The organism is Zoogloea dura (assembly GCF_012927165.1).
Lineage (GTDB): Bacteria > Pseudomonadota > Gammaproteobacteria > Burkholderiales > Rhodocyclaceae > Zoogloea > Zoogloea dura.
Genome location: NZ_JABBGA010000016.1, coordinates 36255 through 48315 on the forward strand (window position 1 = coordinate 36255; position 12061 = coordinate 48315).

The 12061-nt window shown below is 66.7% G+C and carries 11 protein-coding genes; 7 read left to right on the top strand and 4 right to left on the bottom strand.

From position 1 onward, the window contains the following. Positions 1 to 55 precede the first annotated feature (55 nt). Positions 56 to 1279, bottom strand: coding sequence for a BaiN/RdsA family NAD(P)/FAD-dependent oxidoreductase (locus HHL15_RS17520; protein ID WP_169147096.1), 1224 nt, complete (start codon positions 1277 to 1279; stop codon positions 56 to 58). A 179-nt stretch (positions 1280 to 1458) separates the two neighbouring features. Here HHL15_RS17520 and HHL15_RS17525 point away from each other — a divergent pair, with 179 nt between their 5' ends. From HHL15_RS17525 to HHL15_RS17535, 3 genes are all read left to right on the top strand, one after another. Further along, the gene (locus tag HHL15_RS17525; RefSeq protein ID WP_169147097.1) at positions 1459 to 5115 is read left to right on the top strand and encodes a DUF748 domain-containing protein; all 3657 of its coding nucleotides are present in this window, start codon (positions 1459 to 1461) and stop codon (positions 5113 to 5115) included. Positions 5116 to 5133: 18 nt separating this feature from the next. Next, positions 5134 to 5430 (top strand): 4a-hydroxytetrahydrobiopterin dehydratase, encoded by a 297-nt coding sequence (locus HHL15_RS17530; protein WP_169147098.1) that lies wholly within the window; start codon positions 5134 to 5136, stop codon positions 5428 to 5430. Between the two features lie 140 nt (positions 5431 to 5570). After that, positions 5571 to 6500 carry a tetratricopeptide repeat protein gene (locus HHL15_RS17535; RefSeq protein WP_169147099.1) on the top strand — a complete coding sequence of 310 codons (930 nt, stop codon included), beginning with the start codon at positions 5571 to 5573 and terminating at the stop codon, positions 6498 to 6500. A 25-nt stretch (positions 6501 to 6525) separates the two neighbouring features. On the opposite strand, the gene smpB is transcribed toward HHL15_RS17535, so the two are convergent. Beyond that, complete coding sequence (smpB, locus tag HHL15_RS17540; RefSeq protein ID WP_169147166.1) at positions 6526 to 6972, bottom strand: SsrA-binding protein SmpB; 447 nt, start codon at positions 6970 to 6972, stop codon at positions 6526 to 6528. A 67-nt stretch (positions 6973 to 7039) separates the two neighbouring features. On the opposite strand from smpB, the gene HHL15_RS17545 reads away from it, so the two are divergent. Beyond that, positions 7040 to 7477, top strand: a complete 438-nt coding sequence (locus tag HHL15_RS17545; RefSeq protein ID WP_169147100.1) for a type II toxin-antitoxin system RatA family toxin — start codon at positions 7040 to 7042, stop codon at positions 7475 to 7477. 1 nt (position 7478) lies between these two features. After that, complete coding sequence (locus HHL15_RS17550; protein WP_169147101.1) at positions 7479 to 7808, top strand: RnfH family protein; 330 nt, start codon at positions 7479 to 7481, stop codon at positions 7806 to 7808. 12 nt (positions 7809 to 7820) lie between these two features. Here the strand turns inward: HHL15_RS17550 and HHL15_RS17555 are convergent, their stop codons facing one another. Further along, positions 7821 to 8282: a DUF4124 domain-containing protein gene (locus HHL15_RS17555; RefSeq protein WP_169147102.1), complete on the bottom strand. Its 462-nt coding sequence runs from the start codon at positions 8280 to 8282 to the stop codon at positions 7821 to 7823. Positions 8283 to 8363: 81 nt separating this feature from the next. Between HHL15_RS17555 and guaB the strand changes: the two genes are divergently transcribed. Next, positions 8364 to 9824, top strand: coding sequence for an IMP dehydrogenase (gene guaB, locus HHL15_RS17560; protein ID WP_169147103.1), 1461 nt, complete (start codon positions 8364 to 8366; stop codon positions 9822 to 9824). 167 nt (positions 9825 to 9991) lie between these two features. Then, positions 9992 to 10705 carry an ABC transporter ATP-binding protein gene (locus HHL15_RS17565; protein WP_169147104.1) on the top strand — a complete coding sequence of 238 codons (714 nt, stop codon included), beginning with the start codon at positions 9992 to 9994 and terminating at the stop codon, positions 10703 to 10705. A gap of 13 nt (positions 10706 to 10718) precedes the next feature. Here the strand turns inward: HHL15_RS17565 and hpnE are convergent, their stop codons facing one another. Beyond that, positions 10719 to 12050 (bottom strand): hydroxysqualene dehydroxylase HpnE, encoded by a 1332-nt coding sequence (gene hpnE, locus HHL15_RS17570; protein ID WP_169147105.1) that lies wholly within the window; start codon positions 12048 to 12050, stop codon positions 10719 to 10721. Positions 12051 to 12061 lie beyond the last annotated feature (11 nt).

Below are 12061 nucleotides of genomic sequence, written 5' to 3' on the forward strand. Positions count from 1 at the left end.
CATCAAAGGCCCGCCTCGTGCGGGCCTTTGTCTTGGTGGCGTCCGGCAGGGCGCGTCAGGCCGCCTGGCCGGCAGCGTGCCCGGAAGCCCAGGCCCACTGAAAGTTGAAGCCGCCCAGGTGGCCGGTCACGTCCATCACCTCGCCGACAAAGAACAGCCCGGGTTGCTTGCGTGCCTCCATGGTCTTGGAGGACAGCTCGCGGGTGTCGACGCCGCCCAGGGTGACCTCGGCCTTGGCGTAGCCCAGGGTGCCGTTGGGCGTGATGGCCCAGCCCGACAGGGCCTCGGCGATGGCGTCCAGCTCCTTGCCGTTGAACTGGTGGGTGGGCTTGTTCCAGCCCCGCTGGTCGCAGAAGGCCTGGGCGAAGCGCTTGGGCAGGCGCTCGGTGAGCAGGTTGGCGAGGAGGCTCTTGCTGCGCGCACGCTCTTCCAGCCAGGCGCGCACATCTTCGGCCGGGAAGAGGTTCACGGTGACCTGGTTGCCGCCGTCAGCGCCACCATAGTCACGGGCCTGCCAGTAGGACGAGACCTGCAGGATCACCGGGCCGGACAGGCCCCGATGGGTGAACAGCAGGTTCTCGCGGAAGCGCCCGCTGCCGCATTCGGCCACCGCATCGAAGGCCATGCCGGCGAGCTCCTTGTAGATCGCCAGCTCTTCCGGTGGCAGGGTCAGCGGCACGAGGGCCGGCTTGGGCGCCACCATGGCCAGGCCGAACTGCTCGGCGATCTTGTAGCCCAGCGGCGAGGCGCCGATCTTGGGGATCGACAGGCCGCCGGTGGCCACCACCAGGCTGGCGCATTCGAAGCGGCCATGGCTGGTGTCGAGCACGAAGCGGGCCTCTGGATCATCGCCGGCCGTCACGGCCTGGAGGGCGCAGGGCATGGCCCAGGCCACCCGGCCGTCCTCACATTCGGCGCGCAGCATGTCGATGATGTCCTGGGCCGAGTCGTCGCAGAACAGCTGGCCGTGCTCCCTTTCGTGCCAGGCAATGCCGTGGCGGCCGATCAGTTCCAGGAAGTGGCCGGGGGTATAGCGCGCGAGGGCCGAGCGGCAGAACTGGGGGTTGCGGGACAGGTAATTGCCCATGCCCACATCCAGGTTGGTGAAGTTGCAGCGCCCGCCGCCGGAGATGCGGATCTTCTCGGCCAGCTTGTCGGCGTGGTCGAGGATCAGCACGCTGCGGCCCCGCTGGCCGGCCTGGGCGGCGCACATCATGCCGGCGGCGCCGGCGCCGATCACGATGACGTCGTAGCGGGAGGGGCGGGGGAGGTGAGTCATGGGGCGCGGGGAAGGGCAGAACAAGGGGCCGGAGGATAGACCGATGCGCCCGCGACGGCAAACCTGGCACATCCTGTTGCAACCCGTCATTTCCAGGTCACGTCTCCCCTGCTAGGCTTCCGGGATATAAGGAATGCTCGCCCGCGCAGCCGGCGCGGAGAAAAAGGGACACGAACAAAATGGGTCAGAAAACGCGCGTCACCGGTCGTGCCGCCAAGTGGGCCATCGGAGGCGCGCTGGCCTTCGGGCTGGTCGGCGTGGCGGGCTTCCTGGTGGCGCCTCCCCTCGCCAAGTCGCTGGCGGAGCGCCAGCTCGGCGAGATGTTTCACCGCCCCGTCAGCATCGACGGAATCTCCATCAACCCCTATGCCCTGTCTGCCGAGGTGCGCGGTTTCCGCATGCAGGAAAGGGAGGGGGGGCAGACCGCACTCGGCTTCGCGTCGCTGTACGCCAACGTGCAGCTGGAGTCCCTCTTCCGTGGCGGCGCGGTGGTGTCGGAAGTGCGCCTGGTTGAGCCGGTGGTCCGGGTGGTGCGCGAGGATGGGCTGCGCTTCAACTGGTCCGACGTGATCGACGAGATGCTGGCCAAGCCGGATGACGGCAGCCAGAGCTACTTCGCGGTGCATAACATCCGCATCGAGAAGGGCCGGATCGACTTCGACGACAAGCCTGCCGGCAAGCAGCACGTCATCGCCGACCTGGAACTGGGCGTTCCCTTCGTGTCCAACCTGCCGACCCAGGTCGAGACCTTCGTCGAGCCACTGCTGTCCATGAAGGTGAATGACGCGCCCTTCGAGATCCGCGGCAAGGCCAGGCCTTTTGCGCCGGACCGGGAGTCGGTGGTCGACCTCAAGTTTGCCGCCTTCGACCTGGGTCGCTACGTGGACTACCTGCCGGTGGCCAAGACCTTCCGGCTGGCCTCTGCCCGCCTGTCCTCCGATCTGCAACTGTCCTTCGCCCAGCCACCGGGTGGTACGCCTGACGTGGTGGTGAAGGGGGATCTCGGCCTTGAGGACGTGGATCTGCGCCATGCCGACGATCGCCCGGCCCTGCGCCTGGCCAGCCTCAAGCTGGGGGTGGAGCGTCTCGCGCCCCTGGCCCGGGAGATCGCCATCGGCACCCTGGTCATCGACAAGCCCGAGGCCGTCGTCGCGCGTGACGGCGCAGGCCGCTTGAGCCTGCTCGACCTCCTGCCTGCCCGCCAGGTCGCTCCCGAAGCGGCGGAGAAGCCTGCCGCTACCACGTCGGCCAAGCCCCTGGTCCTGACCTTCGGTGAAGTGCGCCTGAGCGGAGGCCAGGTGGATTTTACCGATGCACTGGCCGGCGGCCCTTTCCGCCGCCGCCTGCAGGACATCCATGTGACCCTGCGCAAGTTCAGCCTCACCGGAAGCGGATCGGCCGAACTGGAAGCCGGGCTGGTCACCGATGCGGGGGAAAAGCTGGCCCACAAGGGCACGCTGACCCTGGCACCGCTCAAGCTGGCCGGCACGGTGCGCCTGGAAGGGCTTGACCTGGTCACTCCCAGGCCTTATTACGCCCCTTTCCTGCCCCAGGGCGAGATCCAGTCGGGGCGGGCCGATGCGGGCTTTGGCTATGTCTTCGAGCAGGGGGCGGCCGGGGAACCCTTGCTGCGTGTCGAGGGGGCATCCCTGACCCTGCGCGATCTAGGGCTGCAACTCAAGGGTGACAAGGCCCCGCTGGCGCGTATTGGCCTGCTCGAAGTCAAGGATGCTGGGCTCGACCTGGCTACCCGCCGGGTGGTGGTCGGCAGTGTCGCCGGCAAGGCGACCCGTTTTGCGCTGGTGCGTGACAAGGATGGGGCTTTCAACGTCGGGAAGCTCGCCGGCGGGCCGGAGCAGGCTCCTGCGCCCGCAGCCAAAGCCGCCCCGCGGCCTGCGGCCATGGCCAGGCCGGCAGCTGCGCCCGGCCCGGACTGGCAGGTGGACGTGAAGCACCTGGCCCTGGATGACTGGGGCTTGCGGCTGGAGGATCGGACGCTGGCGCCCGCCGTGGTGCTCAATGTGGAGCCCCTCGGCCTGAGCGCTGACGGCCTGTCCACGGCCCGCGGCAGCAAGGCCACGCTCAAGCTGCAGGCTGCCGTCAACAAGCGCGGCCGTATCGGAGTGGCGGGCACTGTAGGGCTGGCGCCCCTCGCTGCGACCCTAGACGTGGATCTGAAGGCGGTCGACCTGGCCATGCTGCAGCCCTATGTCACCGAACAGGTGAACATCGCCATCACCCGCGGCAATACGAGTGCCCGTGGCCGGCTGGTATTTGAACTGCCACCGGCAGGTGGGCCGAAGGCCAGTTACAAGGGGAGCTTCACGATCGCCGACTTCGCTTCGGTGGATAAGCTCAATGCGGCCGACTTCCTGAAATGGAAGTCCCTCAACTTCGCCGGAATGGATGTGCGCCTGTCGCCGCTGTCCGTGAGCATCGACGAGATCGCCCTGGCCGATTTCTACACCCGTCTCATCCTCAATGCCCAGGGGGGCCTGAACCTCCGGGAAATCACCGCCCAGCAGGCGAAGGAAGCCAAGGACAGGCAGCTTGCAGAGGCGCGCAGCAACGGCGGCAAGGCGCCGCCCGAAGAGGGGGCGACGGCACAGATCCCCGCCACCGAGCCGGCTGTGCCCCTCCCGCCCATCCTGGTCAAGCGGGTCACCGTGCAGGGCGGCAACATCGCCTACAGTGACCGCTTCGTGCGGCCCAACTACGATGTCAATCTGACCGGTATGGGTGGCAGCCTGACCGGCCTGTCCTCCGACCCATCGACCATTGCCAGCCTCGACCTGCGGGGCAGGGTGGACGATTCGGCCCCGGTGACGGTGGCCGGCAGCTTCAATCCCTTCCGTCAGGACAAGGCCCTCGACATCCGTGCCGCAATCAAGGATTTCGAGCTCTCCGGTGTGTCCACCTACTCGGCCAAGTATGTGGGCTACAGCATCGAGAAGGGCAAGCTGTCGGCCGAGCTGAACTACAAGGTGGTCGACCGGCGGCTCACTGCGACCAACCAGGTCTTCCTTGATCAACTGACCTTCGGGGAAGCCGTCGAAAGCCCCGATGCTCTCAAGCTGCCGGTGACGCTGGCGGTCTCCCTGCTGAAGAACAGCCGTGGCGAAATCGACCTGAACCTGCCCATCGGCGGTTCCCTGGATGATCCGGAGTTCAGCGTGGGCGGGCTGGTCTTCAAGGTCATCGTCAATCTGCTGACCAAGGCCATCACCTCGCCATTTGCTCTGATGGGCTCGCTCTTTGGCGGCAATGCCGAGGAGTTGTCCTGGCTGGACTTCGAGCCGGGCTTTGCCCGCCTGCCCGACGGTGCCGAGACCAAGCTGGCGGCCATTGCCAAGGCCCTCAAGGACAGGCCCGCCCTCAAGCTGGAGATTGCCGGCCGGATGGATCCCGCCCACGACCCCGAAGGGCTCAAGCGGGCCGTGCTGGAGGGCAAGGTCGAGGCGCTCAAGGTCAAGGACATGGCCCGCAAGGGCGAGTCCGTTGAAGAAGGGGGCGAAGTCCGCGTCACTTCGGCTGAATACCCGGCGCTGTTGACCCGGGTTTACAAGAGCGAGGACTTCCCCAAGCCGCGCAACCTGATAGGCCTGGTCAAGGACCTGCCCGTGGCCGAGATGGAAAAGCTGATCCTCGCCAACACCAGCGTGGATGCCGACGATGTACGCCTGCTGGCCCAGCAGCGCGCCCAGGCGGTCAGGACTTGGCTACGGGACAAGGGGCAGGTGCCTGCCGAGCGTATCTTCATCCTCGTGCCCAGGGAGGCGGATGGCAGCGCACATGCCAAGGCCAAGCCCAGCCGGGTGGATTTCTCCCTCCGCTGATTCGAAAGGAGCCCCGTCATGCGTCCTGAAAAACTCGATGAAGCCGGCCGTCGCGCCGGACTGGCCGGCCTCGACGGCTGGCAGGAGACACCCGGCCGTGAGGCCATCGCCAAGACATTCCGCTTCAAGGACTTCAATGCCGCCTTCGCCTGGATGACGCGGGTCGCCCTGATGGCCGAGAAGCTTGATCACCACCCGGAATGGTTCAACGTGTACAACCGCGTCGAGGTAACCCTGAGCACCCATGACGCGGGTGGCTTGACCGAGCTCGACCTGAGCCTGGCCCGTTTCATGGATCTGGCGGCAGGCGCTTAGTCCGGTCTTTGCGGCGTTGCGGAATGCTTGTCCGCAACGACGGTGCTAATCTTCTCCGGCCGGGAGCCCTGTATCTCCCGGCTCCGCCGTGCGGAGACAAGACAAGGGGCGGACGGTTTGCCCACTGGAGAACACAGCCTATGCATCTGACGTTTGACTGGGGAGGCGCCTTCCGTCGCTCACGCCAGTCCGGAGGGCCCGCAGGGAGCGACCAGGCCAGCCGGAGGCGTAGCTGGAAGCGTTTTCCGTACGGCGACCGGATCTACCGCTATGGTGGCACGGCGCTCAAGAGCAACTGGGCGCGCCTGCATCGGGGTGACCGGGAGGCCTATCCCAGCGCCGAAAGCCTGGATGCCCTGCTCGCGGCCAATCCGGCCTTGCTCCCCAGTCTTCCACCGGTGGCCGTCGTTGTGCCACTTCTCGAGGACGCCTGGCGGGCCTATCACGCCGGCGATTTCGCCGATGCCGTTGATCGCGGGTTGGCGGCAGGGCCGGTGGGCCTGGTGGTGTCGGCCCGCGCGGCGGCGGTGTATGCGGCCCATCTGGAGGAGGACGAATCCCGGCGCCTGGAGATCCTCCGGGATGTGGTGGAGTCCTGCTCTTCCCTGGTTCAGCTGGCCCCCAACTGGGCCAATGCCTGGTACGTATATGGGCTGGCGCTGGGCCGCTTCAGCCAGAACATCTCGGTGGTTCATGCGCTGGCACGGGGCTTCGGCGGACGGGTGCGGGAAGTCCTGCAGCGGGCCATCGACCTTGAGCCCGCCCATGCCGATGCCCATGTCGGTCTCGGCGTCTATCACGCCGAGGTCATCGACAAGGTGGGGGTGATGATGGCGGCCCTGACCTATGGCGCGCGCCGGGATGCCGTGGCGGAACATTTCGAAGCGGCCCGGGCGCTGCATCCCCAGTCGCCGGTGGTGCTGGCCGAATACGCCCGGTCCACCCTGCTGGCCTTCGGGCTGGCCGAACTGGGCAAGGCCCATCGCATCTTCGACGAGGCCGCGGCCTGCCAGCCGGCCGATGCGCTGGAGCGCCTCGACGTGGAGTGGGCGCTAGGCGAGACCGAGTAGCTCCGGGGCAGGGCCCCGGCGGTCTTCAGTTCTTGACGCGGACCAAGCGTGCCTTCTCGCGCTCCCAGTCCCTTTCCTTCTCGGTTTCCCGCTTGTCGTACTGCTTCTTGCCCTTGGCTAGGCCGATGGTGGCCTTCACCCGACCCTTGGTGTAGTGCAGGTCGAGCGTGATCAGGGCGTAGCCCGCCCGCTCCACCTTGCCGATCAGCTTGTCGATTTGCTCCGCGTGCAGCAGCAGCTTGCGCGTGCGGGTCGGATCGGGGTTGATGTGGGTGGAGGCGGACTCCAGCGGGGTGATGTGCATGCCGACGATGAAGATCTCGGCGCCGCGGATCACCACGTAGCTTTCCTTGATGTTGGCGCGCCCTTCGCGGATGGCCTTGACCTCCCATCCTTGCAGCACCAGGCCGGCTTCGTACTTGTCCTCGATGAAGTAATCGTGGAAGGCCTTGCGGTTGTCGATGATGCTCATTGGCGTAGGTTTGATACGGCGCGTAAAATCGTTCATTTTAACAGCTCGGTAGTCTGCCCGCGCCCCGATGGCAACCGTCAAGAAAATTGTCCTGATCGAGTTCACGCCGGCCCAGATGTTCGATCTGGTGGACCGCTGCGAGGATTACCCCAAGTTCCTGCCCTGGTGTGGTGGCAGCGAAGTGCACGGCCGTGACGAGAAGGTCACCCAGGCCACGCTGCACATCAACTACCACGGCATCAAGTCGCACTTCAGCACCGAAAACGACAAGGACTACCCGCGTCGCATGCACATCCGCCTCACCGACGGGCCCTTCACCCACCTGGATGGCAGCTGGGATTTCATTCCCCTCGGCGATGCCGCCTGCAAGGTGGAGTTCAACCTGCACTACGAGTTCTCCAGCCGCCTCATCGAGAAGGCGGTTGGGCCGGTGTTCAGCCATATCGCCAACACCTTCGTGGACTCGTTTGTGAAGCGCGCCGGCCAGGTCTATGGGAAGGCCTGAGATGTCCGACTCCATCCATGTCGAGGTCTGCTACGCCTTGCGTGATAGGCAGGAAATCGTGCAATTGCGCCTGCCGGCGGGCAGCACCGTGCAGCGCGCGGTTGAGGCCTCCGGCCTGCTCCAGAAGCACCCGGAGATCGATCTGGCCAAGGCCAACAAGCTGGGCGTCTTCGCCAAGCTGGTGAAGGCCGATGCCGTGCTGCGCGACAAGGACCGGGTGGAGATCTACCGGCCGCTGATCGCCGACCCCAAGGAGGTCCGCCGCAAGCGGGCCGAGGAGGGCAAGGTCATGAAGAAGGGCGGCGGCCCGGCGGAGGATGCCGCCGGCTGAGTCCGCTGTGCCTTACTTGCAGTTCTTGTCGATGGATGCGCGGGTCTTTTCCACCTCCGCCGCACGCTCGTTGTCTTCCATGAAGACCGGCTCACCATTGTCGGCGAAACGGGCAATGCGCTGGCCGCTTTCGAGCCCGGCCAGCTGCTGGCGCAGGTTGGTGCACATCTGCTGGCGGTTCTGCTCCTGGACTTCGTCGCGGCGGGCCTTTTCTTCAGCCTCGGCGGCTTCGGCCCGGCGCTTGCGGAAAGCCTGCTCCTTCTCCACGTAGGTCTCCTGGGGCGCCGCCTGGCCCTGGACGGCGGGTCGGGCCGGCGCGATGGGCGCCTCGCGCAGCTTGCGGGTCTGGGCGTCGGGGGGGGGATTATCCGAGTAATGAACCCGGCCGCTGGCGTCCTTCCAGCTATAGATACTCTGGGCCGAAGCCATCGGTACGGCGCAGATCAGGAGCAGGGCAAGCAGTTTGGGTGGCATCGGGGACTCCGCTGGGACAAAGCTTTTGCCGGGAGGCGGCAAGCTGCGTATAATACGGATTTGGTTCTAGGGATTAAAGCCATGCGAGTGATCCAGAAGGCGCTGACGTTTGATGACGTCCTTCTCATCCCCGCCCATTCGAGCGTTCTCCCGCGCGACGTCAGCCTCCAGACGAAACTCACGCGCAACATTACCCTGAATATTCCGCTGGTGTCCGCTGCAATGGATACCGTCACCGAAGCACGCCTCGCCATTGCGCTTGCGCAGGAAGGCGGGATCGGGATCGTTCATAAGAACCTGACCCCCAAGCAGCAGGCGGCTGAAGTAGCCAAGGTAAAGCGTTTCGAATCGGGCATCCTCAAGGATCCCATCATCATCCCGCCGACCATGACGGTCCGCGAGGTGCTCACCCTCACCCGTACCCACAAGTTCTCCGGCCTGCCGGTGGTGGATGGCGGCAAGGTGATCGGTATCGTCACCAACCGCGATACCCGTTTCGAGACCAATCTCGACCAGCCCGTCTCCGCCATCATGACGCCCCAGGCCCGCCTGGTGACGGTTCGTGAAGGAGCCAGCCTCGATGAGGCGCGCACCCTGATGCACAAGCACCGCCTTGAGCGCGTGCTGGTCCTCAACGATGCGGGCGGCCTGGCCGGTCTGATCACCGTCAAGGACATGATGAAGTCCACCGAGCACCCGCTTGCTGCCAAGGATGGCCTCGGCCGCCTGCGCGTCGGGGCCGCCATCGGTGTGGGCGCCGGCACCGAAGAGCGTGCCGAGCTGCTGGCCGAGGCCGGTGTGGACGTGATCGTGGTCGACACCGCCCACGGGCATTCCCAGGGTGTGCTGGACCGGGTCAACTGGGTCAAGAAGAACTTCCCGCAGGTCGAAGTCATCGGCGGCAACATCGCCACGGCCTCGGCCGCGAAGGCCCTGGTCGAATCCGGTGCCGACGGTGTCAAGGTCGGTATCGGCCCCGGCTCGATCTGCACCACCCGGATCGTCGCCGGTGTGGGTGTTCCCCAGATCACTGCGGTCGATAACGTCGCCACCGCGCTGGCCGGTTCCGGCGTGCCGCTGATCGCCGACGGTGGCATCCGCTACTCCGGTGACATCTCCAAGGCCATCGCGGCCGGCGCCAACGTCGTGATGCTGGGCGGCCTGTTCGCCGGTACCGAAGAAGCGCCGGGCGAGACCGTGCTGTTCCAGGGGCGTTCCTACAAGTCCTACCGGGGCATGGGTTCCCTGGGCGCCATGCAGCAGGGCGCCGCGGACCGCTACTTCCAGGAGAATGACGGCAACGTGGACAAGCTGGTGCCGGAAGGTATCGAAGGTCGGGTGCCCTACAAGGGCGCGGTGACCGCAGTCATCCACCAGCTGATGGGCGGCCTGCGTGCCTCCATGGGTTACGTGGGCTGCGCCACCATCGACGAGATGCGCTCCCGCGCCGAGTTCGTCGAGATCACCTCCGCCGGTATCCGCGAATCCCACGTCCATGACGTGCAGATCACCAAGGAAGCGCCGAACTACCACGTGGATTGATCCACCGTCCCCGCGGTGTGCAAGGGCAGCCCGAAAGGCTGCCCTTGTCCGTTTACGGTCCCGGTTCGCTCCCGGCCTCATCGAGCAGGCTTCATCTTCGGCGACGAAAATCGGACATGGAACGGCGGCTCGCTGAACCTATCCCGGTAAATCGACTCCACTCTCCCATGCTGACCCGAACCCATACCGATTCCAGCTCCGCCGCCGCCGCTCTCGATCCGGTGGTGGAGGTGCATGCCTTGTCCCGTGCCGTGTCCGTCGATGGCGGCAACGAACTGCGCATCCTCGACGACGTCTCCTTCCGCATCCTGGCTGGTGAGGCGGTGGCCATCGTCGGTGCCTCCGGCTCTGGCAAGTCCACCCTCCTCGGCCTGCTGGCCGGGCTGGATGCGCCCAGCAGTGGTACGGTGCGCATCCGCGGGCAGGATCTGTTTGCGCTTGACGAGGATGGCCGGGCGGCCCTGCGCGGGGCCTGCGTCGGTTTCGTGTTCCAGTCCTTCCAGCTGCTGCCGGCACTGACCGCACTCGAGAATGTGATGCTGCCCCTCGAGCTGGCCGGCCGGGCCGATGCCCGCAAGGAGGCCGAGACCTGGCTCGGTCGTGTGGGGCTGGGGGGCCGGCTCGGGCATTACCCGCGCCAGTTGTCGGGTGGCGAGCAGCAACGGGTGGCCGTGGCCCGGGCTTTTGCCCCGCGTCCGGCCCTGGTGCTGGCCGACGAGCCCACGGGCAACCTGGATGTGGCCACCGGCGAGGCAGTCATCGAGCTGATGTTCTCCCTGAATGCCGAGTCGGGGACCACCCTGGTGCTGGTGACCCACGACAACGCCCTGGCGGCCCGTTGCGGGCGAAGCCTGCGGCTTGCCTCAGGGCGCCTGGTCTAGCTGGGCATGGCTGTCACAAGTCCAGGAAGCCGGCTTCCTTCAGGCCGCAGCGTTTGAGGATGCTGCGGGCCGCGACGATGCCGCTGCGTACGGCGGATTCCAGGGTGGCGGGGTAGTCCGAGGCGACATAGTCACCGGCGAGCCACACCCTTGGTTCGGCCGTGTTGGTGGTCGGGCGGACCAGCCCCGGGGTGCACGCAAAGGTGGCCCGCTTCTCGGTGATGATCTGTGACCACTTGAGGGCCGGCAGGCGCCCGAGGGCGCCCTGCAGTTCCTCCAGCAGGGCGATCTCCAGGGCCTCGCGGCTGATCTCCTGGTGGGCGCCGCGGGCGCTGATGACCACGCTGACCAGGCCTTCCGGTCCGCCCAGGGCGGCACGGTCGAAGGCCCACTGGCCGTAGCCGCCGGCCAGGCCGATCATCGGTTCGGGGAAATGCACCGGGCCATCGAAGGCCAACCAGGCGGTGACGATGGGCTCGTGCTTCAGCGCGGCGACCTGTGCGGCCAGCGGCGCCAGGGCCGGCACGGACTGCAGCAGCGGAACGGCGTGATAGGGCGCGGTGGCGATCACGACGTGGTCGTGCAGGTTCTGCCAGGGGTCGCCGTCCAGGCGGTAGCCCTTGCCGTCCTCGTCCCACTGGATCGATGCGATGGCCTCGGTGGTGCGCACCTGGTGGCCGCGCATGGCCAGCCAGCGGGAAGCCGGCACCGGGAACAGCTCGGACAGGTCCACCTTCGGGATCAGCAGGTCGGACGCCGAGGCGGAGGCCGCCAGGCTGTCGCGCAGCACGTTGGCAAAGACCTGGGCTGAGGCGCTGGCCACGGGGGTGTTGAGGGCGGCGACGCAGAGGGGCTCCCAGATCAGCCGGGACAGCCTTTCGGTCTGGCCGGTCTCTGCCAGCAGCTCTGCCACGCTGCGGTCGGGCTCGACCCGGAAACGCAGCTTCTTGAGATGGCTCATCAGCCGCGCCATGGCCCGCTTGTCTGACCAATCCAGACCCTTGGCGGTGAGCAGCCCGACCGCCAGATGCAAGGGGGCGGGCAGGGCGGCGGCCTTGAGGCTGCACAGGCCGGGGTAGACCAGGGCCAGCCTGCGGGTTTCGAGGACGCCGGGCTTCACGCCCACCAGGCGCAGCATGCGCAGTGTCTCCTCGTAGGCGCCGAGAAGGATGTGCTGGCCGTTGTCGAGACGATGCTCGTCCTTCTCGACGACCCGGGCGCGACCGCCCAGGGTGCGCGAGGATTCGTACAGAAAGACCCGGGCGCCACCGCGGGCGAGGGTCACGGCGGCGGCAAAGCCGGCATAGCCGCCGCCGATGATGCCGACCTGGACAGGCAGGCTCATCGGGCTGCCTC